Source organism: Sphingobacterium sp. BIGb0116 (assembly GCF_024808035.1).
Classification (GTDB): domain Bacteria; phylum Bacteroidota; class Bacteroidia; order Sphingobacteriales; family Sphingobacteriaceae; genus Sphingobacterium; species Sphingobacterium paramultivorum.
On sequence record NZ_JANUDT010000007.1, the window covers coordinates 311,061 to 336,540 of the forward strand.

General features: G+C 40.8%; 14 protein-coding genes. All 14 read right to left on the reverse strand.

Going from position 1 to position 25,480, the window contains the following annotated elements; translation table 11 throughout:
- Positions 1 to 15: 15 nt before the first annotated feature.
- The 14 genes from murQ to M2419_RS17835 all read right to left on the reverse strand — a co-directional run bounded on the left by murQ (position 16) and on the right by M2419_RS17835 (position 25,271).
- The gene (gene murQ / locus M2419_RS17770) at positions 16 to 828 is read right to left on the reverse strand and encodes an N-acetylmuramic acid 6-phosphate etherase (RefSeq protein ID WP_259255472.1); all 813 of its coding nucleotides are present in this window, start codon (positions 826 to 828) and stop codon (positions 16 to 18) included.
- Between the two features lie 22 nt (positions 829 to 850).
- Entirely contained in the window at positions 851 to 1,495 is a 645-nt protein-coding gene (locus tag M2419_RS17775; RefSeq protein WP_259255473.1) for a polysaccharide deacetylase family protein, read from the reverse strand.
- Between the two features lie 50 nt (positions 1,496 to 1,545).
- Entirely contained in the window at positions 1,546 to 3,372 is a 1,827-nt protein-coding gene (locus M2419_RS17780) for a glycoside hydrolase family 9 protein (RefSeq protein ID WP_227550066.1), read from the reverse strand.
- A 42-nt stretch (positions 3,373 to 3,414) separates the two neighbouring features.
- On the reverse strand, positions 3,415 to 5,274 hold the full coding sequence (locus tag M2419_RS17785) for a PQQ-binding-like beta-propeller repeat protein (protein WP_259255474.1): 1,860 nt from the start codon (positions 5,272 to 5,274) through the stop codon (positions 3,415 to 3,417).
- Between the two features lie 175 nt (positions 5,275 to 5,449).
- On the reverse strand, positions 5,450 to 7,294 hold the full coding sequence (locus M2419_RS17790) for a RagB/SusD family nutrient uptake outer membrane protein (protein WP_153844374.1): 1,845 nt from the start codon (positions 7,292 to 7,294) through the stop codon (positions 5,450 to 5,452).
- An 11-nt stretch (positions 7,295 to 7,305) separates the two neighbouring features.
- Positions 7,306 to 10,761 (reverse strand): TonB-dependent receptor, encoded by a 3,456-nt coding sequence (locus M2419_RS17795; RefSeq protein ID WP_153844375.1) that lies wholly within the window; start codon positions 10,759 to 10,761, stop codon positions 7,306 to 7,308.
- 51 nt (positions 10,762 to 10,812) lie between these two features.
- A complete protein-coding gene (locus tag M2419_RS17800; protein WP_227550067.1) occupies positions 10,813 to 12,057 on the reverse strand; it encodes an exo-beta-N-acetylmuramidase NamZ domain-containing protein in 1,245 nt (414 codons plus the stop codon).
- Between the two features lie 547 nt (positions 12,058 to 12,604).
- Positions 12,605 to 13,606, reverse strand: coding sequence for a phosphodiester glycosidase family protein (locus tag M2419_RS17805; protein ID WP_259255475.1), 1,002 nt, complete (start codon positions 13,604 to 13,606; stop codon positions 12,605 to 12,607).
- A 2-nt stretch (positions 13,607 to 13,608) separates the two neighbouring features.
- Positions 13,609 to 14,412 (reverse strand): DUF4397 domain-containing protein, encoded by an 804-nt coding sequence (locus M2419_RS17810; RefSeq protein ID WP_259255476.1) that lies wholly within the window; start codon positions 14,410 to 14,412, stop codon positions 13,609 to 13,611.
- An 18-nt stretch (positions 14,413 to 14,430) separates the two neighbouring features.
- Complete coding sequence (locus M2419_RS17815) at positions 14,431 to 16,011, reverse strand: SusD/RagB family nutrient-binding outer membrane lipoprotein (RefSeq protein WP_259255477.1); 1,581 nt, start codon at positions 16,009 to 16,011, stop codon at positions 14,431 to 14,433.
- A gap of 4 nt (positions 16,012 to 16,015) precedes the next feature.
- Positions 16,016 to 19,093 (reverse strand): SusC/RagA family TonB-linked outer membrane protein, encoded by a 3,078-nt coding sequence (locus tag M2419_RS17820; protein ID WP_182330642.1) that lies wholly within the window; start codon positions 19,091 to 19,093, stop codon positions 16,016 to 16,018.
- A gap of 524 nt (positions 19,094 to 19,617) precedes the next feature.
- On the reverse strand, positions 19,618 to 20,274 hold the full coding sequence (locus tag M2419_RS17825; RefSeq protein WP_159727464.1) for an N-acetylmuramoyl-L-alanine amidase: 657 nt from the start codon (positions 20,272 to 20,274) through the stop codon (positions 19,618 to 19,620).
- A gap of 58 nt (positions 20,275 to 20,332) precedes the next feature.
- Positions 20,333 to 22,105 (reverse strand): SusD/RagB family nutrient-binding outer membrane lipoprotein, encoded by a 1,773-nt coding sequence (locus M2419_RS17830; RefSeq protein WP_153844381.1) that lies wholly within the window; start codon positions 22,103 to 22,105, stop codon positions 20,333 to 20,335.
- A 7-nt stretch (positions 22,106 to 22,112) separates the two neighbouring features.
- A complete protein-coding gene (locus tag M2419_RS17835; protein ID WP_159727466.1) occupies positions 22,113 to 25,271 on the reverse strand; it encodes a SusC/RagA family TonB-linked outer membrane protein in 3,159 nt (1,052 codons plus the stop codon).
- Positions 25,272 to 25,480: the final 209 nt, after the last annotated feature.

Here is a 25,480-nt window from a genome sequence, read left to right on the forward strand (position 1 = left end):
TTTAGTAGGTTATACTCAATGGGTAGCCTGATAAGCTTCAATTGCCTGTCTTACATTACCAAATTGTTCAAGTAAAGCCGCTGCCTCTTCTTCAAGCACCCCGGTTTGATCCATAATGATACGTACACCACGACCGACCAGCTTATGGTTTGACAATTGCATATCGACCATCTTATTCCCTTTTACCCTGCCCAATTGGATCATCACTGCGGTACTGAACATATTTAACACAAGTTTCTGTGCTGTACCCGATTTCATCCGAGTAGATCCGGTAACGAATTCTGGCCCAACAATAACTTCAACCGGATACTGCGCTACTTCAGCAATCGGAGACCCCCCATTACAGACAATACATCCCGTCACAAGCCCCTTCTCGTTTGCCGTTTTTAATCCGCCAATAACATAAGGTGTGGTTCCAGAGGCCGCAATACCGATAACAACATCGTTTTCATCAATATCATAGGCTTCCATATCTTTCCAGGCCTGCTCCAAATCGTCTTCTGCAAATTCAACTGCTTTTCTAATTGCAGTATCACCACCAGCAATTAACCCAATGATCCATTCAAATGGAACGCCGTAAGTCGGAGGTAATTCTGACGCATCCAACACGCCCAAACGACCACTTGTACCAGCGCCGATATAAAAAGTTCGACCACCAGCCTTCATTTTCTCCACAGTGACTTTAACCAATGCTTCAATCTGAGGGATAGCCTGCTCTACAGCAAGTGGCACAGATTTATCCTCATTATTGATATTTGTCAATAACTCATGCACAGACATCTTGTCCAAATCCTGATAATTCGAATCTTTCTCCGTTGTATTTACCATTATTAGTATATATTGTATTTCTTTATTTCAATAAATCGGGCACATCCACAAGTTGATACCCTTTCCCCTTTAATATGCTAATGATATCATCCAAATGATGATACAGTTTATCTTTCCGCCGATCATCGGTTCCCATGTGAATCAATATCAGAAATCCATTGAGCCCATATCGAGTTTCATAAGACCAGAGATTGTCGAGAATCGCTGTCGACGATAAATAACGAGCCCCCATTTCAGGATAGGTATAGTCAGCTGCAGTCCGTATTCCTGGTGTATAATTAACCGAATTTAGACCAACTGCTTTTGCCCAATCGACTGTTTCACTATTATACCATTCATAAGAAGGAATATAATAGGACAGCTGCTCTCTTTGAACGCCCACACGTTCCAGTGCTTTCAGATTTGCCCTTAGATCAGCGACAAAAGAGTCACGCTTCACCAAAAGCACATCCCTACTCCCCCAGTCACTCACCAGAAGATGTTTATCCGAGTGCCCCGAAATCCAATGGCCATCGCTTAACATCTGACGGACATACGCCTCAAAATCTGGTGTTCTGAGATAATCACCTGTCAGGAAAAAAGAGCCTTTAACGCCATTACGTTTTAGACTTGCTAATACCTCAGCTGTACCCTCAGATAAATCATGACCTGTAAACACCAGAGCCACCTGCCGCTTTGTCGAGTCGCCCCGGACAATAGCACCGAAAACATCCCGTGTTACTTTTTTCCGGTCGGCTCCTCCATTGCCTTACCCTCCTTTGAAGCCAGCAGATAAATCAACGAAGCGGTACCATCCATTGTCGGCTCATTCGTACTATAATCTCCGTAGTCGTCATGATAGACCGCCAAATCACTTTGAAACTCCGCATAGCTATCCGGATTATTCAACTTGATACCGATCAGATTGCGATACGTGGATGCCATAATGGGCCCATCAACCAAACCGCCATCGATCGGATGCTTTCCAAGAAAGGTAAACGCCGAATGCGGATCAACAGGTGTATCGCCCCCAGATGGAAGACCATATACCATACTCGTGCCCCAAGGGTTCGTCCCAAATAACCAGTCAAAATTTGCTTGGGCTAGCTCATCAAAATGCGCATCTCCCGTCAATTCTTTATACCAGAGACATTGGATCGCAAAGGATACCGTTAAGTTGTTGCTACACCAGATAAAGGGGACTCCGCGAAAAAAAGCATTTTTTTCGGCTCTCCGATTGACTTCCTCAATCCCCTGTTTATAATAAGAAACAATCTCCTCGCGATCTTGTCCTTTTAATCCTTTTGCCAACTCATAATGCCCAAGATTGATAAAAGGGTACCACTGATAATGTGCAGCAGTATCGCTTACCATCCAAGGTGTAATCTTTTCTTGCCGGGCGTAGCCTAAGGCTTCTCGTGCAAACTTTTCTTTTTTTGTCACCGAAAACCCCATTGCAGCGGCCAACTGCATATCGTCCACCCAATTATCTTCGGCATAAATATAAGGCGATTTCACAGAAACTGTCTGTGTCACGCCTGGTTTTATATTGGCATAAGCATAGGCCGTTTCCGATTTCTTTGAAAGCAGCTTTGCATATTTCCCATCCTCTTTGTCAAACAACATTGCCCCCAGGCGAAAAGCACTACTAAATTTACCAGCAGTAGAACTTGTCCCCGTCGTATTATTCATAAACTTACCACGCTGTTGTGGTTCGCCATCGATAAAATACACCGGTCTTTCAAATCCACGACCATAATAGGGATCTTCCTTTGGCATCCGCATGCTTGCATGATCCCGGTCATCACCAATCTGATTGTACATTTGATTGGCTTTAGGATGCATTTTCAACAACCAATCCAAGCCCCATTTTGCTTCATCCAGTACATCGGCACGACCGTTTTTTCCATCAAGACCATTTGCTTGCTTTAGATCACCAAATACCTTTGGAAAATCGCGGTAAGCCGCTAACAGATGAAATGTCGCATTTGCCGACGTTGTCGCATATTGCAAATAATCAGAAGCATCATGCCAACCTCCACCCGCATCGATATGGGAGCTATCGGGAATTCCAACCTTTCCTGCATAAAGCGCAAATCCATCATGTGTATGGCAGCTATCTTTCAGAAAAGGGTTAAACAATGTCCGTTGTTGCCGCATATAACGCAGTACAAAATCTGCCGCTCCTTTGTAAACGTCCCGAGCAATTCGAAATGTTGGAGACTTCACATCACCAGCCTGAACAAAAAAGCGTCCTGTATCCTGTATAGAAGAGAAATCAAAACGAAAGCTTTGAACAAAAGGACCATAAGCCCCATAATCTTTTCCGACGGGATGCACATAGACTGTTTTACCCGTTTCTGCGTTTTTAATTTCAAAAGAACGAAGCTGCCTGATTGATTTCCCGCCCCATACCGCGACCTTCTTGCCCGCCGGAGTATAGCCCAATTGGTTTATTCTAATCCAAGCATTTTGCTGTGCTTTCGCAAAGTTACAAACAAAACATGCAAAAACAAGCAAAAAAGCTTGACGTAAATTTAAGAAGTTTAGACATTTTTTTATCATATCAAGGCATTTATTTTCAAAAAGATCAATTCAATCGATTGCTTAAAACTGTAATGAAACTATTTTGCCATCCATCGCACTCGCTATCACTGTATTCCTGCCATTTAGCGCTACAGGATTAACCATTCCATTGGATATTTTATATTGCCATATTACCGCGCCTGTTTTTGCGTCAACCCCGGATAGCAAACCCGAATGACTCGGCACAAATACCAATTTGCCATTGGAGGTAATTGCAGAAGGTGTCAATTCGTAGGGCAATTTAAGCTTGGACTTCCAGGCAACAGCCATACGATCACCAGCAACTGAAATACCCAAAAGATCCCCATCCATCGTCTTCACATAAACCAGTTTATGATCTGCTGCCAACCCCATAGACTCGCGCACCCGAATGGTATCTTTCTTTTCCCGCCAAATGACCGCCCCCGTTTTCGCATCCAGTGCTGTCATAAAACGATCCGGTGCAACTACAAAAACACGATTATTTACCCCCACTGGATTACATGCCGCCGCTGAAAACATCCGATTAGCCTGTCCATTATTCCATTCCCACGACAACTTACCTGTATTGACATTCAAAGCATAGAATCCATTACTCCAGGAGCCAAAAATTACATTCCCCAAATAATACGTTGGCAGGGTCGATACAAATCCTTTGACCTGATCAAAGCTCCATTTTACAGCCCCCGTCTTGATGTCCAGTGCCCTAAACTTACCATCCGAACCACCGATAAAAGCCACGCCATTATGTAGCAGAGGCGAACCCAAAACCGCCTTTTCAGTCTGCACCTTCCACAACAACTTGCCATTACGGGCATCTACCGCATAAATTGCATGATCCGATGATCCCGCCACGACAATCCCTTTCCACACAGCCGGAGTAGAATAAACTTTACCACCTGTACGAAATGCCCATAGCTTTTTGCCAGTTTTTAAATCAAGCGCAAAGATATCGCCCGCGGTATTTGATGTAATCACGCTATTTTTGTAAACAGCTAGTCCCGCCCCAATATCACTAGCATCTTCGAAAGTCCAATTGACTTTAACCTGATCTGCATATTTGGTATTCACAGCATAACTTGGTCTCGGATAGCTTACCGTTTCATTTTCATAATGATGATTAAATAGAGGGACAACAACCCAAGATTTCTCCTGCATCCCTACACCGGGATTACGCTCCTGATAACTCGCTTTACCATCGGCGATAGTCACAATATTATAACCGCCAACCGCTTTATTCGCACGCAGGTTGGAACGCCCCATTACTCCTGGAATTCCTTCCCAATCGTATAATTTATTGGCATGGCCATGTCCGCAAAGCGCCAATTGAACATTCCGCGTTTTGACCCTTTTTAAGGCGTCAAACCAGTTGTTTAACGATGAATCCTGTGGATAATGATTAATATAGATCAATGGCAGCTGATTATCAGGATTCGCTGCAAAAATGGAATCCATCCAAACCAGGTTTTCACGAGGAATCTGGCCAGGACTCATACGCATATTTGGCCCTGAATTGGTTCCAATGAATGCGTAACCTTTATGCTTAAAGAAAAAGGTCTCACCACCAAAAACGGTACGAAATGTATTGGCTCCATTTTCAGACCAATTTCCATCGTGATTTCCCGGAATCACATACCAAGGCAGCTGCAAACTATCTAAGATGCGCTTTGCAAGCTTTAACTCATGATCAGCACCAAACTCAGTGATATCTCCGGAGAGTATAACAAAATCAATATCTTTCAATGTATTCAGGTCCTTTACAGTACGTCGCAAATCCTCCTCTCCTGTTGCACCACCGACATGCGTGTCTGTTACGTGGGCAAATTTGAAGGACTGCTGCGCTATCACAACGTTAAAAACGCAGGATAATGCAATAAAAAAGGTGATAATTGGAAACCTCATGCGTAATGTTTTCTTAAAAATAGCGTTTTTATGCATAATAATAAAATAAAAATGCGTTTTTATGCAAAGTATTTTAGATGTAGATTTAGGTTTGTTTTCGACAGCCTCGGCTATCATGGGCATAAAAAAGCCTTGTCTAAAAACATAGACAAGGCCTCATAATATGTGGATTAAATTACCACCCTTTAGTTTGTGTTAATTTATACCCTCTTTGCTCATAGTCAACAATTTGCGCTTTACCCACTGGAGCTAAATAAAATTTATCATCCACGGCATTTCTATTTGCTGCATTTTGAACCACTATAAAACCAACCATATCAGCAGCATTAGAACCATTATAAGTCACTACGGTTCCATCCGCTTTCCTCACTTTGGTGACGCCAACATAGTTAGATTTTAAGAAATCTGGAGCCTGTTTTGCTACGTCAACCCAAATTCCTGTGAAATAATCCGTACTTTTAGAAAAGTCCATATAACCCAGCTTTTTCCATCTCTTTAAATCCAGCAATCGCGAGTATTCAAACACGAATTCCATCCGGCGCTCACGACGTATTTCCCACATTAGTGGCGTTACATCTGCGTCTCTAGCTGGATCATTGGCAATTGAACCAATCTGTAACGGCGCAGTCTTTGTCACTCCTTTAGCTATAGCAGCTTCGTCAAGCGGCCTATTTCTTACTGCATTGATTGACTTATCAAGATCTGTTTGTGTAACAGCTCCACCACCAAAGTTCTCGGCTAAAATTTGCTTTGCTTCAATCCAGTTTAACACAACTTCTCCATAACGAATAACAGGAGCGTCTGATGTATTGGTATTTGAATTCCACTTAGAATAATCAGGATTTGCACTTGTTATCTTATAGCCATTACGAGCGACATACTTTGTTCCATAGACAAATGTTGAAGCCTTGGAGTTCAAATCCGTATCAAAGGAAGCCTCAAAACGCGGGTCACGAGAGGTCGCCAACTTACTCAACGAAAAATCAGCCGCACTGGCAAGTGATGATGAAGAATAAGGCTTACCATCAATACAGATAAATTCCTTGATCAATTTTAAATTTGGAGCTGTAGCCTGTGCCTCAATGCCATTTTGATAAGATCCGATTGCATGCAGCACACTAACGGATGCATCGTATTTACGATACATAATCACTTCTTTGTTGGTAGCTAAATCCTGGGAAGAAAACAAACTTTTGAAATCAGCAGTAAATGAATACTTCCCTGAACTCATAACAACCTCCGCTGCACTTTGAGCAAGCTCCAAATATTTCTTTGCTCTTACCTGATCAAGACCGTGGTATTTCTGCCAAGAACCTTCAAACAACATCAAACGTGATATAAAAGACGCTGCAATATACTTATTCAACACATTTGCACCATCATCGGCTTTCATATTCTGCAATACATATACAAAGTCATCGTACACATGATCCATCACGACACCACGATTATCACGATCTTTATATTGCGTATCAAAATCAGAAGCAGATACTTCAGATTCAAAATATGGAACATCCCCGAAAACAGAGACCAACCTAGAATACTCAAAAGCTTTAAAGAATTTCGCAACAGCAGTCCAGTGATTATATTGAGCTGTGGTTAAGTTCGGCTTAGCAATAGTCTCTATTCTATTCAAGAAAATATTGGATTTGCGAACCCACGAATAATTCCATGTGGGACCTGCATACGTATCAAGCCATGCCGCAACTTCAGATGTGGATGAACGCGTATCAGGTATAGCATTTTCAAAATTAGCTTGTTGACCACTAAAAGTCAAATCGTCTGAAAAAGTATACCCCCTTACTGGCGTATAATCCGTCGTAAAGGAACTATTGTAGCCGTTGAAATATTGCGTATAAAAACCGTTCGCAAATAACCTTAGGTCATTTTCATCCCTCCAATAAAGCCCCGAACCATCTGTAATCTGATCCAAAGACGGGCGATCTAACAAGCTATTACAGCTTGATAACACCATTGAGGAACCTAATAATATATATAAGAATTTTGTTTTAATTTTCATGATAATTTCAATTAAAATGTCAATTGAACGCCAAAAGAAGCAGATTTGAACGTTGGCGTTCCAACACCAATACGGCCACTATTGTAATTATTCAAGCTCTGATCAACAAACATATTCACCCCAACAACAGCTTCAGGGTCGATAGGTAAGCCATTAAGTTTATCCCATGTAAAGAAGTTTTCCAAAGCAGTGTATATACGTAAATTGCTTACTCCGATTCGACTCAACGTTCCTTTCGGAAGGGTATAACCCAAGGTTAAGTTCTTAATACGCAAATAGGACATATCCAACAAATAGCGACTTTGTACCTGCATATTATTAATATTGTCGGTTCCACCGTTGCTGTATGCTGCAGGATAAAATGCACCCGTATTATTTTCAGTCCAATAATCTGAAGACATAACTGCAGGCATTGCTCCATCAGATGCATTAAAGCCGGCCTGCGCCAAGAACCCTTTTCCCCAAACCTGGCGGCTACCTACGCCTTGGAAGAACGCAGAGAGGTCAAAACCTTTGAAATCAGCCCCTAAACGAAAGCCATATTCATACCTCGGCGTCGAATTACCAATCACAGAAAGGTCACCATGATCTGAAATTGTCCCCTTACCGTTATCTATAGCACCATCCCCGTTTAAATCCTTAAACTTAACATCACCGGGACCATAAAGGAAGGTAGAAGAATTTTGAACCCAAGATTGGTAAGCTCCATTTGGATCAGACAACTTGTTCATTGTCTTACCATTGACGGTTGTCGTAACTAGTTTCCCGTTTTCATAAACGAAATCACTTTTTTGATATAGACGATCCGTTTCATAACCCCAAATTTCACCGAATGTCTTACCGTTATAGTATCCATCCACTAAAGTTGTTGTACCGTATTCTGTGATAACAGATTTTGCATCCGATACGTTTGCACGCAGATTAATTCCCAAACCATTTTCGAAACGGTGGTTAAAATCAACGGCAAGCTCCCAACCTCTCGTACGTAAAGCGCCAAAATTACCTTTAGGAGCCTCAGCACCAAAAGTCGCAGCAACACCTTCCATCGGCACTAGCATATTTTTGGTATCGCGTTGGTACCAATCAAACACAAGCCCCAATTTATTCTTGAGGAATCTTGCGTCAAGTCCAAAATCCAAGGTCTGGATATCTTGCCAGCCTACCTGAGATAGAACAGCGGCAGGAGATCCTACATACCAATCCTTATTTCCTGAGCTGTTAATCCAGTTAGATTGGGCATTCGTCATATAACTTGTATACAAATTGTTCGGAACAGCCTGGTCTCCAATTGAGCCCCATGAACCGCGGATTTTAAATTGATTTACGAACTCACGTGACCAGTCCATAAAAGATTCTTGCGATACCACCCAACCTGCAGAGAACGACGGATACCATTTCCAGCGCAAGCTAGTCGGGAATTTAGACGATCCATCACGACGTAAATTTGCTTCAAACAAGTATTTATCCTTATAAGCATAGTTTACCCGGCCAAAAAAACCAATCTGAGATTCCCATTTTTTATAACCGGAACCAGTCACTGTTCCCGATCCAAACGTTAATTGTGGATTCTTGATATCCAGTAGGTTTGTAATTTGTGTCCAAGAATTTTCAGTTTGTTCCGCAACACGGTTTAAACCTGCCATAAATTTAAACTCATGCCCACCATCCAAACTTAAATTGTAAGTAGAGAAGGCATTGATCGTATGGCGCAAGAAATTCTCATCTTCCTTACGGTAATGGTCAGGATTAGAGCCTGCAGCTGTATATTGGAAATAATCTAGATCATATGCAGCCATCGCGCCCGCAGCAGATGCATCCACATAATTTCCATTTGCATCGACATACATCTGGTTTCCATTTGCATCCTTTTTCACCACTGGATTTCCCCAGGAATTGCCTGCTGTAAAACGTGTACCCGGCTTATTCCAGATCATCTCCTGATTGGTCAATGTGTAATCAAAATCCAATTTCCAGTTCTTCGTGAAATTTACAGTAGCACCACCATTGAAATTCATATAGTTTTTTAACTGGCTTGCCACGTTTGCTGCACCTGTCTCATAAGCTGGACTACGAATTGGATCCCCGTCACCATCATTTCCAAACGGATACAGCGAACTCCAACGGTACATATATAACCATGGATCTGCTGTTGTCGAATTCGTTGCATACGGATATTGTTTATTCGTACGGGAATAAATAGCTCCTGCCCTCGCTGTAATGTATTTGTTAATCTCATGAGAAACCCGTACTGAAGCATTATATCTCGAGAACTTATCCGTATTAGTCTTCAACATACCTGACTGATCAAGCAACCCCAATCCTACATTATAAGAAGTTTTACCTGATTTACCCGATAGCGATAAATTATGTTGTTGCGTAGGAGCCCACTCACGAACCATATAGTCATATGGATCATACGTACGTACGCCATATTTATAACCTGTTGCAGGATCATAATACCAGTCACGTCCATACAACGTTGGATCATCTTTACCGACCGAGCTACCATATTTATCCTGCCATTCAACCGATTTTTGATAACTTTCTTCATTTATTTTATAGAAAGCTCCAGTAAAATTGCTACCAACGCGCAAAGCTGCATCCAACGAATATCTCAACGCATCAACCGTCCCCATTTCGTATTTCTTGAATGGGTTTTGAAAGGAGAAATTATTAGAATAATTTACTGACACCTGATCAGTTTTAGCCCCCTGTTTTGTTGTAATTAAAATGACACCATACGCGGCTTTAGCTCCGTAAATAGATGATGCTGCTGCATCCTTTAAAACTGAAATAGATTCAATATCATCGGGATTCACAATATTGATACTCGGAATCTCCACATTATCCAGTAATATCAATGGATTATTGGATCCAGTTATTGAACCTATTTGACCGCGAATTTTGATCGTTGGATCAGATCCCACCTCTCCACTCGGAATAACGATACTCAATCCAGGAGTCGTACCCTGCATGGCACGTCCTGCATCAGCAATAGGACGCCCTTGCATTGTCTCTTTGATATTAACTGACGCAACAGCACCTGTTAAGTTACTCTTTTTCTGTGTACCGTATCCAACAACAACGACTTCATTTAACGTTTGATTATCATCGACCAAAGTTACATTTAGCGAATTCGAAGTCACAGGAACCTCTCGCGTAATATAACCTACGGATGAAAAACGCAACTTGCTCCCCACGGCAGCTGTAATTTTAAAATGCCCCTGCGCATCGGTCTTCGTTGACGCATTACCGCCAATTACAGACACGCTCACTTCAGAGACTGGACCTTTTCCATCCGTTACAGTACCTTGCACTGTATTTTGAACCGCACTTTTTGCAGAAGAACTTAAAAGAACGCTTGTTGAATTAACGTTCTTCAAAGAGCCTTCCTTTTTTGTAAAAGAATAGGATTCAGAAGGAAAACTCAATCCAAGAGCAACAGAAAATAGTACAAATTTTCTCATTGATTATAGAGTTTTAAAATAAATGATTCTAGTTAATATTGTTAGTTATTGCTATTCAAAATCAGTATATAACAAATACTTCTTACGCATTTGTTTATAGTTTTTCAAGTCATCCGACCAGGAAGCGCGAATCTGTGCCTCGGATTCACCTGCAAGAATCTGCTTACGCAACTGATCAGTACCTGCGAGCTTGTCAAAAAATTCAGGCCTCGCAAAGAAAGTCGATTTATCAGGTGTCTTTTGATAAAAATCCAAGATATATTTTAGTGTGAATTTTTGCTTTTCAGGATCCAAAGCACGTAGATCTATACCATAATTCGTTGCACCTTTTCCTTCCACATGTTTGGACATACCATGACGTTCACCCGGAGTAAATGTAAAAGAGCCGTACACCGGATTTGTATACCCCAAAACCTGGAATGGCCAATCCGTCCCACGCCCTACCGAAATATCAGTTCCTTCGAAAAGGCATAATGAAAGATACAATCGTACAGAAAGCTGATTGGGTAGACTTGGTGAAGGAATTACCGGTAAATCGTACATCGTTTTGTGATCCCAGTTTTGCACCTTTACAACCTGCACATCTGCCTGGCGACCATTTTCTAACCAGTGTTCCCCATTGATCATCTGTGCCAACTCACCAATTGTCAGCCCGTGGATCATTGCTATTTTATGCCAAGAAACATCGGATTTAAACTTATCGTCATGCCTTACTGGACCGTCGACCTGATCTCCATTTGGATTTGGGCGATCTAATACAATTAATTTTTTGTTATGCTTTGCACAAAGCTCCATCACACGATGTAAGGAAGTGATATAAGTGTAAAAACGCGCTCCAACATCCTGTAGATCGAAAATCATAACATCGATGGAATTGACAATCGAATCCTGTTTCTTATTTCCACCATATAATGTAAATAGTGGTAAGCCTGTTTTCTGATCAATATCATTTCCAAACTTCTCGCCACGCTCTACATTACCACGGAAGCCATGCTCAGGAGCAAAGGCAAATTTTAAGTCGACTTTGTTGTCGAGTAAGACGTCTACAAGATGTTTTTTATCGGATCCGACAATTGATGTCTGATTCCCCATAACCCCTACTTTTTTACCTTTTAATTGTGGCAGATATAAGGCTAACTGATCTGCCCCAGGCACAACAACCCTGTTCGTTATATCACCAGAAATGTTGTTTCCTGCTTTTTCATTAGTCTGAACAGACTTCAATGAACTTCCACAAGAAATACAGGTGACAATCGCAACCAAAAAGGTCAAATTTAGTAAGGTAGTTTTCATCATAAATAGACTTTTAGCTCGTGCATAAATGCAGTTTTATGCATGAATAATTGAAAATCAGGATAAAAGTAAGTAGAACTTTTCGATTTTTAAACTAAAATTGTCATAAAAACGCAAAAGAAAGTAAGTATTCACTTTCTATTAGGATATGAAACGAGTAAACCATTTTTCCTTTTTTACCTAGAAAATTCATAACTAACAAAACACAAACAAAAGACAAACAATCAATTACAAAATATAAAACACAAAAAAAGCAACCTGTTAGTGTAAATAGAACACCTAAACGTAACAAATACATTACTTTAAAATCACCTCATACAACCACGCATAAACCAGTACTACTAAGCATTTAAATAGCTGATTACCATACTTCAGGGCACTATCAGCAGAAAACCGCAACATTCATTTCAAAAACTACCTTTACTTTTTCGCAATTTAACGCAGCATACTTCGCAGCAAACACAATTCCCAACATAGTATGAAATTGATATAACGTATAAAGGCTTTCGGATAAACGATCCGAAAGCCTTTATTCACAAAAAAATAAAATCTATTTTAACACAAAACCAATCCCATTTGCACTTGGACCGCCTGCCACAGCAACCGGACTATTTACCACTTTCCAGCTTAAAAACCCGGACTGTCCTTCACTTTCTGCACGCTGTACCATGACGGACGCAGCCCCACCATTTGTAACAAAGGCATCCGAAGATCCGATCGACTCCATGATCTTTCCTAAATCGTTATATGTGATACCAACAGAAAAAGCATTTGTGCCGCCATCCACAACCACCGCATACAGATAGTTCCTAGCTGCATTTAGCCCCACCGCAGTATTAGCCTGAACCGTTGTTACCGTCGAAGTCACAGCAGCACCTTTATATAAAAGCCAGGTACCCCCAGAAACCAAGGAAGCTAGATCATTTAAATTATATGAGTCCATTGGAGATGATGCAGATGGCTTGTTTCCAACAAAAACAGAACCGTCCTTTTTCACACCTAAAAAAGGTCTTGTATCCGATGTAGCTGTCGTCGTTGTTGTTTTCAACTGTCGGCTTTTAAATATAAACGAACCTGTCGGCGCAGAGGAAGTCACCACATCCCCATTGATCGCTGCTATAATTTTTCCCCCAGCGCGCCCCTCATTATATTTAGCCATATCTCCCAACGTCTGCACTGTAAATAAATAATCATCAAAAGGACTTAGGGCAGTAACACTTATATTAGTTTTAGAGAGATCCACTTCCAAGATCTGCATACTCATGGCCTGATTTAATTTATTCACATAACGAAGGTGTGTACGCTTTATTCCATCAGCCAGGGTTGTCGTAGAATCTAATTTAAAAATCGCAATGATATCCGTTTTATCCATGATCTTCTTTACAAGCGCACCTATCTCGTTGTCGGGTGGGATAACTTCCGGAACAGTCACCACAGGCTCCCTCTGCTCAAAAACAGGATAATCATCTCTCTGTTTACAAGATACCAGTGAAAGCAGCAAGCAAAACGAAACACTTGCACACAATCTATTTCTATATTTTTTATCCTTCATGATCATCGAATTAAGAAAAATGAAACATAAGGCTTCATGATAGTAGAAGTAAAACCATCGTAGCCCAGCGCATACACGGTATATGACCTTCGGTCTAAAATTGCCCCGGCATTTGAATAAGAAGCCAGCACCGAAGCATTCGTTATAGGTGCACCCGCTTTACGTATCTTCCATGTCCGTGCTGTGATACGATTTAGTTCAAAATATGGACTTGTTTCCAAATATTTCACATTTTTAGCTACTAAAGAATCCTGCGTCGGCTCCGTAGTTGCCGCTGCAGCTCCGTAATACAGATCAATAGCCTCTACATTAGGCATTAAATTTGTAAAACGGTAGCGCGCCTGTGTGCTATCCGGACGGGTTAAATCTTCTTCATTTAAGATCATTTTTGTGTTTTTTGCTGTATCTGTCACATGCAACGTATAACGTTTGCCGGCTTCAAACTTCACTGTAGATTCGTATAAAATAATAGAATCCAAACCACTATCGGTTTTATAAGGCAAACCTACCTGAACATTGACGGAACCCGATTTCCATTTCAGAAAGTCCGGACGAGAATCACCGCGCGTATTATAGCCTCCACCAGGGAAAGGCTCTCTACCACGAATAAGTGGAGTAACACGTTGACCATCAAACTTTACATACATATAGCGGTCATCCGGGTAAATGGACGCCATGTTAATTTTAACAATTGCATCGTCAGCACCCATAAATTCCACATCGCCAAAATTCTGTATAGCCTTATCACAAGAATAAAGACCAAAAAGAAACAAGCAGGCGCCAAATATAATTTTAAAACTTTTCATACTTTAATCTTTAAAGGATTAATTATCTTTTGTTACAAACCAGGTCGGCTTGGTGACATAATACGGGTCCAAGGCCCCCCACTTATCCAATTCTTTTGCATTCCAGGCGTACTCCGAATTATAACGGGGACGAACCCGGTAACAGTAAGCCTGATATTGCAACCCCGAACCGCTGAGTGGCTGATACTGCTTAAAAATACTAGTATCATAGTTATACTTACGTAGATCACACCACTGCTCCAATCCTCCCCAGCCCCATTGGACAATATACTTTTGTCCCATAATATCAGAAAGCATTAAGTCAGCTGAAGTCTGTGGAATTTCACTGCTCGTCAGGTAAGCTTTCACCTGAGCGTCTGTAATTGCTGTTTCACCATTTGTATTGATATACTTATTCACAAAAGTCATATGCGAACGAATCGCATTAAGATAAGCCTGATAAGCCTCAGACGACGCCCCCTTGATGAAAAGCGCCTCCGCCTTAATCAACTGCAATTGCGCGTAAGTCATCAGCGGAAAATCAGCTTTATCCCTAAAGATGAATTTCCCTTCATACACTCCACCCACAATTTTCCCGAGAATCGAAGGGATAATTGTGGCCGAATTGGTTACGTTCGGCAGAGCACCGGAAAACACCGTATCAGCCACATTATCCAAGTTCCTATTGAGCATTTTTAAGAGACGCGGATCACTTGCAACACGTGAAGGCGCCGTTACCGCCCCCCTAAGTCCTCCAGATAAGTAACTCACAATAGGCTGACCGGCACGGCTATAGTACGTACTCGTATAAACCCCATACAGCGGCCCCACCACACTCGAGGTTTCGGCCTTATCTCCCGAAAACTTAACGCCTGCATCGTCATCATTCGATGCCAACGATTGATCAACGTAATAGATGACTGAATCCGCGTATTTCGATTTAAAATCAGGTTTATTAACCAAATGTATATACTGAAGCGCCCGAATACCATAAACAAATTTGCGCCACTTGCCCATATCACCACGAAAAAGGTTATCTCCTTTTTCCGAGCTCAAATTAGCGCTATAATCAAGCGGACTTTTTTGATCCATATAATATAAGGCAGAATCGCACCAAACTCTAACTTGCGCATAAACGTCTTTTTGATCGTCATACGTAAAGCTAAGCTGATCGCGCAGGGCCTCTTTCATAATAACTGGACCATGATAATCCGTAAGCATTTGGTATCCCCAGGCCTTAACAGCATAACCTATTGCGGCATACTCATATTTCTCATTTTCTACCGCATCCCGGATCATGTTTGCCAGGTTTCGACCATGGTTAAAATAGACCATCCGCCACATCACGCCACCAACATCACTCTGAAGCCTAAATCCATGCCTTTCCCAAACTTTTGAAGCATCATCTGCAGAAGCCCCCATAATAGATTGATTAAACTTATTCATAATGGTCTGATCCTGCGCATAACCATTTGCCATATGAAATATAATCGGAGCCAACAAAATCTCAGCCCTAACATCCTGTGGATACGACGGATTATCATTGATATCCATAAATTTTTTACAACCTGTCATTATCAAAGTCAATAACAACAAAGCTGTGACTATTTTTGCTTTCATAATCTTATAATTGTAAGTTAACGCCAACGTTGAACCCTTTCGGTCTAGCCATATTGCCAAAGTCTATCCCATACCCCCCAATACCTCCAATACCAGTTGTATTCGAATTACTTTCTGGATCCAATCCTGTATAATTTGTAAACATAATGAGATCAGTAGCTGTAAAAAACGCTTTTAGTGAAGACCTTTCACCCAAGAACCGCGTCAGTCTTTTCGGCAACCGATAACTTAAGGTAATATCACGCAGTCTCATTGTGTAGATATTCCGTTCCACGAACATACCCGGCTCGATATTGGTAAAATAATACGCGGAGGAAGTATATGGTGTTACCGCAATATGGTTGATCGTTGGATTTTCCGAATTCTCCAATCCATCCTTCAAAACACCCCTTATCACCCGTGGATCTTCTCTATTTAGCGTTTTCGTCGACATACCGAGGGTATACATATTATAATCCAATCCGTTTAACACATCTCCACCTTTACGCCAGTCCCACAAAAATGTCAGATACCAATCTTTGTAATTGAATTTATTAACGATGCCCAATGTAAACTTAGGCAGACGGTCAGCAATCGGGTAATAGCGATCTGTACCAGCGACCGGCAAACCCGTTGCCGGATCGATCAGTACGTCACCATTTGTATTTCGCATAAACTGCGTTCCAGAGAGGGCGCCCATACTGTAACCTGGCAATACCGCAGAACGCACACCACTCAGCAACCAAGTATCCGAGTCATACAATTCCGGCAAATCTTCAGCCAGCGACAACACACGGCCTTTATATTGGGTAAAATTGAAGACCAGGTTCCAGTTGAAATTCTTCTTGACAATCGGATTGAATATTGCCTGAACCTCAGTACCCACATTTTTCACTTTACCCCCGTTCATCATTTTTAAAACAAAGCCAGAACCATAACTCAATCGGGGCAAAATAATCTGTCCATCACTCAGCCTAGAAAAATAACTAAAATCAAAAGAGACAAACTTTTTAAACAAGGAAAATTCCAAACCTGCCTCAAATTCTTTTGTCATTTCAGCAACCAACTTATCATTTCCCCCATTAAAACCATAAGCATATCCACCACCGGTTGAATATTGAGGCTCATAATTTGATTTAATAAAATAGGATCTGAGTGGTCCTTTACCCGTTTTACCTGCCGAAAATCTAATTTTTCCATCTGAGATCACATCCGAGACTGCCTTAATTGGATTTAAATCTGTAAAATTAAAGGCCAGGGACCCTGAAGGATAAGAAAAATAAGGATCATTTGGCATCAAACGCGACGTCCCGTCCAAACGGCCCGACAAAGTCAGATACAGCAAGGTTTTATACCCTAACACAGCCTGTCCGAAGAATCCAATAGAGCGGTAGTTGTTGATGACATTTTTTGCCAGACGTGTCGAAGCATAGGTATTATTGATGCTGTAGAAATTTGGATCAAAGAAATTTGTTCCGTACTGCGAATCGGTAATCGAGTTTTGATCACGAATCTCGCCCCCCAGAAATGCATTAATTGAATAATCTCCAAAAGTTTTATTGGCCGAAAAACGTGCATTACCATACAAAATCCGCATATTATTCTGATAAGAACTATACTTACCTCCTGTAGGTGAAGTGGTAGAACCCGAACCGGAATAAGATTGCGGATGATAAACACTCTCACCTTTTGTAGTGGAATAATCAATCCCGACAACACCTTCAAATCTCAGCCAGGACAATGGCTTATAAGTAAAATTTGAGGAAGCCATCGTACGGTTAGTTTTATCATTGGCAATATTCCGATACACATCCCAAAATGGATTATCAAACTCATTGTAAATATCCTTGGTATTTAATACGCGATTACCTTTTTCATCTATCCAATTCCTGACATCATAAAGGGGATTAAAGCGCATCAAAGTCATCAAATAACCCGTAGTACCCTTTCTCGCCTTATCATTATCCGAAAAGATAAAATTAAAGGACGTATTGAGCTCAAATTTATTTGAAAATTTGGCGGTAGAGTTTAATCTTGAAGAGAAGCGTGTATAACGTGTATTTGGAACAATACCTGTATTATCATTGTATTCGTTTGACCAGCGATAACTTAGATTTTCATTGCCGCCATTAAAGGTTAAATTATGCTTTTGATTATATCCGTGACGAAAGAAATTTTTAACATTATCCTTATGCAACAGCATGTCATCCTTATATTTAGGACCCAAAGCATAGGAAGACGTACCATCATAGCTACCATTCAGCCCCTGCATGTAGGTATACTGCCGCTCCGGGAATTTATTGACAAACTCCATTCTTCCTGAATAGCTATAATCAACCCCGAATTTACCACTCTTGGCTTTCTTGGTCGTGATAATTATCGCTCCACCAGCACCTGAGCTACCATACAATGCAGTCGCTTCCGGTCCCTTCATCACTGTATACGTTTCAATATCCGAAGGATTAATGTCCAATGCCCGATTGGAATAGTCCAAATCCCGGTTGGCTCCATTCATTGCCAAATCATTTTCATTGACTGTCGAATTGTTAATCGGTACTCCATCGACAACAATCAATGCATTATTATCCCCGGAGATAGAGGCAAAACCCCGAAGCACGATTTGTGCTGAAGCACCTGGCATACCCGAAGTACTGTTAATGGATAAACCTGGTACACGCCCTTGCAAGCCTTGAAAAAAACCTTCCCGTTGCGTATCTGACACGTCATCTCCGTTTACTTTCGGCGTAGAATAACCCAGAGATTTTTTGGAACGCTCGATTCCCATTGCCGTTACTATCACTTCATCTAATGACGCAGTATTTTCTTTAAGAACCACATTGACGATCGACCGACCATTTACGGCAACTTCCTCCGACTGATACCCCACATATCGGAATATCAAAGAAGCACCTTCAGGAATTGTTATCTTGTAGTTACCTTGACTATTTGTTGCTGCTTGCACTCCTTTTCCACTCTCCCGCACGGTCACTCCCGCCAAACCGGATCCACTCGCATTAGTCACTTTACCGGTAATATTTTTTTGTGCCAGAGCAACACAACAAAAACACAGTAAACCCCAAAAAATGAGCAAACTCCTTTTCATAATTTTAAATTTTAATTAATAAGATTAGTTTAGTTTTAAAATAGGATGCTACGTACCTAGTACGGTAACAAAACGCAAAAAATGCATATTATTCGTTCATAAGCATGCGTTACTTTTAGGTATAAATATTGGTTTGTACTTCTTTTCAGATCTAATATAGCATAAAAATGCAAAAAACAAGACATAATTTTTATTTTTAGAGCACAAATCCAATCACATCCATCATAAAAACGAATAATAAGGCAAAAAAACAAGATATTCAGAATAGTATAAAAATAGAATAGCAGACCTTTCATTCAATATATCGAATAGAAGCGCAACCATAGTGGTTTATAACACAAGTAAGATAAAACGCAATAAAAAGCAAATAAGTGAACAATACGCACTATTTCGAATACACATAATTTCGCTTAAGGTAATTTCTAGAAATCATTGGACAGAAGAGACCTCCATACGCTGTACAGAGTCTTCATCGTTGTTTCAGGAAGAACTATGGGAAGAGTAGGAGAACAAAAAAAAAGAGACTAGGGTAGTCTCTTCAATTTTAAATCGCTTAATTCGGATCTCAATTCATTCATAAATTTATCTCCCGGATCATCTTTACCCGTGATATAATTGGGATCAGTTTCTTTCCACCAACTTGTTTTCTTAAAACGCTGATATTCATGATGACCCAATACAAATTCAATGGGGTATTTTTTACTGAGATAGCGGATCAGTTCTTCATTGGCTTTTAGTTGCGCATCGGTCAATGGGTTCTGACGGCTACCTATATTCTCAATACCGATAGCGCAATAATTGAGACCTATCGTATGCCGCGCAAAAATAGAATCCGGCAGAAACTGGTAAATAGTTCCATCCCGATCAATGACAAATTGCGAAGAGACGTTCAATAGACTGGCCTTGGTCAGTTCCGGTCGTCCCGGAAGCCTGACAGGATTAAAGGTATTAAAAGTTGCTTTTACGCTGTTGTTGGCCGTCCAATGCACCACCACCATTTTAGGATGGATAACAGGTGTCGACTGCGTCAGACCATGCCGATTTTTCAGGTAATCCAACGAGAGCTGAACACGCTCCTTGTCCCAGGTAATCGGTTTTTGAATAATCTTGGGCGATTGTGCGAATCCTATAGATGTCCACAGCAACGCAAAAGCTGTCGTTAAATAATTAGTGAATTTCATACATTAAAATTACAAAAACAAAGCCGTTAAAAAACGGCTTTGTACAATACATATTATATTATTCGGCAATATCCCACCATACTGGATAAGACCAAATATCATCACTTAAAGCATTAGGATGTGATGCCATTAGGCTTTGCGCATTATAGTTGATCTCATGCGACACTTGCCTAACACGTCTAAATTGCTTACCATCGGGTATTTTAGTTTTCGCAGCTGCAGTAACCGTGTACTCATAAGGAACGCTCCAGCCAGGATAAACATTGGCACTAAAATCATAACGTCGCATATCATTCCAGTTCTGTTGCGTAAAAGACATCGCGATGAACTTTTGTGTCATAATTTTCGGCAGTGTAATATCTGCAGCAGTTCCAATACCTTTATTGATAAATTCATCAATTTTACTTTGAGCCATTGGAGATTTGCTCTGATTGACGTTGCCATAAGTAGCCAACTTAAGATTCATAAGGTCGATGTGCCCTTGTATAGCAGTTTTATAAGCGGCAAAAGCACCTGCCTTATCACCTTTTTTAAATAAAACCTCTGCCTTAATAAAATTCATTTCAACAGATGTTAAGAGATGAGTCGGTGCATCGGGGCGCGAATAAAAAGTTCCACTTGCAGCAACAACACCGTCGTCCCATTTATAAATATCGGGTGTTTTCTCCGCCTTTGCATTCGAGGTGCTCCTAAACGAAACATATACGGTATCACCCCATCGAGCAGTATTCGCTGAATTGATATACCAACTATGCGGAGCTACCGAACGATTATTACTTTCAATAGCAACATCTTTGGCATTATACGAGGCGACAATAGGACCAGATTTCATGCGGATATCAGACTGCATATCAACCCCTTTAGAACGAGCCATTTTTTTCGGAATACCATATTCCGCCCATGGAATCAACTTATCCGCTCTCGGATCCTCAACATTTTTGTTATCAAAATTGGTCAATAAATTCTCATACCATTTGGTCACCAAAATATTGGAATTCATCCCCACATTATCATAAACAATGGAAGTCTTAACTGGATCTGCAAACAAAATATCACCAAGATTATCCCCCTGTACATCAACATGATTTACAATTGTACTTTCATTGATGGATAGTGGCGCATTATTTAATGCAGCCAAAATATCATCGGGTTTGTACAAACTTGATTTTTTCGATAAGTTATTTAGCCAGCGCGCTTTTACCCCATAACACATCTTTATCCATTTCGAAACATCCCCACCGTTCCAGCTATCTCCCGCAGACAAAGCTGTAGCTGTGGCAGGTTGCTCCATCTTGAGATAAGCAATAGCTTCATCAATTTCCTTTAGGCAACCTTCAAAAATAGTTTTTCCATCATCAAATTTGGGGGTGATAACATCTCCCAATGCCTCTGTATAAGGCATTTCCCCATACCAATCTGTCATCAGCATAAAACCCATGGCACGAATTGCCTTCATCGCACCAATATAATGATAGGCATTTTCTGCTTTGGCTTTTATCTCTAAATCAGAGAAATTGGCCCCTGCTCCTACAAAAAAGAACTGATAAGGTGTCGTCGACATCCCAGCAATGGGGTTCCAACCAGCAATCATACTATTGGAAGCGGTACCATTCGTAAAACTCAACTGTTGTGTCACAAAACCCGCCCTAGCACCAGCAGTACCTTGCGCATATAAATAATAATGCTGAATCCATGCCAATCGACTATCAACCGATGCTACCGTACTAGAAGGTGTATTGGGATCCACATTGATATCCAACCAACCCTTACTACAGGAAGAAAGACTAGCCACCCCTATCAACAAGGCCAATAAATATTTTGATTTTTTCATAATGTGCTTAGAATTTTAAATTAACACCAAAAGTTACACCTGCAGTGCTTGGCACTCCATTATAATCAATACCAACAGAACTCGAACCTGTCACTCCTGATCCTGCTGCACTAGCTTCTGGATCCAATCCTTTGTAATTAGTCAAAAGCCATAAATTCGTACCTGTCAGCGTCGCTGTCAACCCTTTAATAACTTTGGAAACATTAGATTTTTTAAGCAAAGAATTTCCGAAATCATAAGAAACGGAAACAGTGCGCAATCTCAACCAATTGGTTTTTGTCATAAAATTGGCACTTTCTTTTATATAGTGTATCCCCCAATAGTCTTGAATGATCTTTTTACCACTTGTTTGCGCTCCACTCACCAGATAAGATTCATTTGCATTGAATGTAAATGTTTTATCCTCATAAACTGGAGCTGCAGCTGTCCCAGTGTTCACAACACCAGACAATGTCAATTCATCACGCTCCAATGTACGCATGCTCAATCCATTAAGTGTCATCGCATAATCTGTTCCGTTATAAATATCACCGCCAATACGATAGTCCAACAAAAATGAGAGGTTGAAATTTTTGTAGGTTAAACTATTATTTAAGCCGCCAATTAATTTCGGTTCCCGATTACCGATATTATACGTCGTCGCATTATCACTAGTTGGCATACCCGTATTGGCATCAAGGATCAACTTACCATCCGGAGTGCGCGCATATTTTGATCCAGAAATACCCATAAAACTTCCACCATTGAATGACGCAGCCTTAGCATTACCAACTTGCACATCCGTTACATAAAGAATGTCCACGCCAGAAATCAGGTTATCTACTGTCCCCTTATTCCGAGACATATTTAAGGTAACATCCCATTCAAAATTTTCTCTTTTGATAGGTTTACCCGTTAATGAGAGCTCCATGCCTTTATTGTAAATATCGCCCGCATTGACCGAGACAAAAATATAGCCCACAGACTGCCCTAAGCGTGGCGAAAGGATCTGATTATACGAATTATTGGTATAATAAGCGTAATCTACACCCAATCGACCATTTAAGAAACGTAGTTCAGCCCCAACTTCAAAAGATCCCGTAGTTTCTGGTTTAAGATTTGGATTCCCTTTTGTCCAGCTATTTCCTGTTCCAATAATTCCACCTAAAGATTCTCTTGGTGTCCACAGATAGGTATTTGTAGCATATGGCGTAGCATCCTTACCAACACGGGCCCAAGAGGCACGTAACTTACCAAAGCTCAGCCAATCTAGCCCTTTATCTTTCAACAACTCCGTAAAAACAAAACTTCCTCCCACAGAAGGATAAAAATAGGACTGATTTGCAACCGGGAGTGTGGATGTCCAGTCATTTCGACCGGTTACATTTAAGAAAAGGAAATTTTTATAGGAAGCCCGTAATTCACCATATAGGCCATATAACCTCTTCTTGGAGGTAACTTCATCAAAAAGCTTATTTGCTTTATCAATATTTCCAAAACTATAGAAGTTATTAACGACAAAATCATACCCCATCCTTCTATTTGTATTCACCTTGGTCTCTTCAGCGAAATAACCGACCATGGCCCCTAAATCAAAATCACCTATTTTCTTATTAAAGTTGGACATTAAATTGGAAGACCAATAGTTGAATTTCAAATCATTCTCAGACATCATACCATTTTGCCAAAGTTGTTTAACAGCCCCGTTTTCGGCAATTAATGTAGAGTTTTTAGTTAAATAACTATCCATCCCAACACGATAAGATACATTCCACCAATCAAAAATATTCATATTGGCATTAATACTTCCTGTGATCCTTTCTGTATTATCGGTTAATTTATTTTTATTGATCGTCCAATACGGGTTTTCAATATCATCCTGAAGCTCCTGCAAACCTTCGAACATCCGATATTTAGTTCCATCATCATTCAGATATTTCTTCATATCATCACTTCTCGACCAGCCGTAAACTGAAGAAATTGCTCCAGCTCCGCCAGAACCATACAGCCCCGCCGAAGTTAAAGTCTTATCTGTATTGGCTAAAGTATAGGCCACATTGGCTCCTACACTTAATTTTCCAAATTTTTGATCACCATTAAAGCGAAAAGCCGTTTTTCCATAACCAGTTTCCGGGATAATACCCTGTTGATCAAAACGTGATCCAGACAAATAAAAAGACCCATTCTTATTACCACCGGTCATGTTAACTGTATTATCAAAAACGGTAGCCGTCCGAAAAAAGTCCCCAACATTATCATAAACTTTTTCCCCTGAATTGAAAGCCTCTCCCCAAGATTGTGTTGTATAGTTATCTAAAGTCCCAGCACTGTTATAGTACCCACGCTTGTACTTACCTTGTTGTTCAGGCAAACGATTAGCCCAATTTGCAGAAAAACGACTCGAAAAGCCTATTTCAACGCGCCCTTCACTACCACGTTTCGTCGTAATAACAACCGCTCCAGCCGCTGCACGTGAACCATATAAGGCTGCTGCCGCCGGACCTTTTAATACGGAAACATTTTCAATATCTTCCGGATTAATATCCATGACACGGTTGCTATTGGAAGTTGACGTTGCTTGCATTCCATCAAATCCGCTATTTCCTCCAATGGGCGTTGAATTATCATAGATAATACCGTCGACAACAAACAAGGGCTGGTTATCCCGCTCAAGTGAGGTACCGCCCCGAAGGATAATCTGCGCACCTGCACCTGCTGCTCCCGAAGATTGTGTTACGTTTACCCCCGCAATCTTACCTGCCAATGAATTGACCACGTTGGCGGTCTTATTCTTCATCAACTCATCCGATTTAATATCCTGAACAGCATAACCGAGCGCTCTCTTTTCCTTCTTAATTCCCATTGCGGTCACAACAACCTCTTCAAGCGCCTCCTCACTGCCAGAAAGCGCAACATTTATCGTTGCATTTGTCCCAACCAGTTGTTGTCTTTCCTGAGACCCCACGGCTCTAAAAATCAAAATATCGCCTGGCTCCGCATTGATGGTAAAACTTCCATCAGGCTTGGTTTGTGTACTGACAGATTTACCTTTGATGCTCACGGTTACATTAGGCATTGTACCACCATCAGAGGCATTCGTCACTTTACCCGTTACAGTTTTGGTCTGTGCCCATAAACTGGTTGACAGCATCACCCCTGAACAGAATAAGAGAAATTTTTTATTCATGGTTTTTAGTTAGTTGTTAATAATTTTCCATAACGGGCGGTTCCAACCCTAGGTTTATATCAATTACCACACAATAGTATGAAAAGCTTCCTATTTTTGCAAGCTTATGCGTAATTATTTGAAAAAGAAATAACAATAAACACATTAACGCACAATATGACAGCAGAAAAGCCAAAAATCTACATGAAAACAGATACAAAAACGCACAT

Coding starts and splice junctions, on each gene's coding strand:
- M2419_RS17795 (WP_153844375.1), bottom strand. CDS start 10,761: ATGAGAAAATTTGTACTATTTTCTGTTGCTCTTGGATTGAGTTTTCCT.
- M2419_RS17790 (WP_153844374.1), bottom strand. CDS start 7,294: ATGAAAATTAAAACAAAATTCTTATATATATTATTAGGTTCCTCAATG.
- M2419_RS17785 (WP_259255474.1), bottom strand. CDS start 5,274: ATGAGGTTTCCAATTATCACCTTTTTTATTGCATTATCCTGCGTTTTT.
- murQ (WP_259255472.1), bottom strand. CDS start 828: ATGGTAAATACAACGGAGAAAGATTCGAATTATCAGGATTTGGACAAG.
- M2419_RS17820 (WP_182330642.1), bottom strand. CDS start 19,093: ATGAAAAGGAGTTTGCTCATTTTTTGGGGTTTACTGTGTTTTTGTTGT.
- M2419_RS17780 (WP_227550066.1), bottom strand. CDS start 3,372: ATGATAAAAAAATGTCTAAACTTCTTAAATTTACGTCAAGCTTTTTTG.
- M2419_RS17815 (WP_259255477.1), bottom strand. CDS start 16,011: ATGAAAGCAAAAATAGTCACAGCTTTGTTGTTATTGACTTTGATAATG.
- M2419_RS17805 (WP_259255475.1), bottom strand. CDS start 13,606: ATGAAGGATAAAAAATATAGAAATAGATTGTGTGCAAGTGTTTCGTTT.
- M2419_RS17835 (WP_159727466.1), bottom strand. CDS start 25,271: ATGAATAAAAAATTTCTCTTATTCTGTTCAGGGGTGATGCTGTCAACC.
- M2419_RS17810 (WP_259255476.1), bottom strand. CDS start 14,412: ATGAAAAGTTTTAAAATTATATTTGGCGCCTGCTTGTTTCTTTTTGGT.
- M2419_RS17830 (WP_153844381.1), bottom strand. CDS start 22,105: ATGAAAAAATCAAAATATTTATTGGCCTTGTTGATAGGGGTGGCTAGT.
- M2419_RS17800 (WP_227550067.1), bottom strand. CDS start 12,057: ATGATGAAAACTACCTTACTAAATTTGACCTTTTTGGTTGCGATTGTC.
- M2419_RS17825 (WP_159727464.1), bottom strand. CDS start 20,274: ATGAAATTCACTAATTATTTAACGACAGCTTTTGCGTTGCTGTGGACA.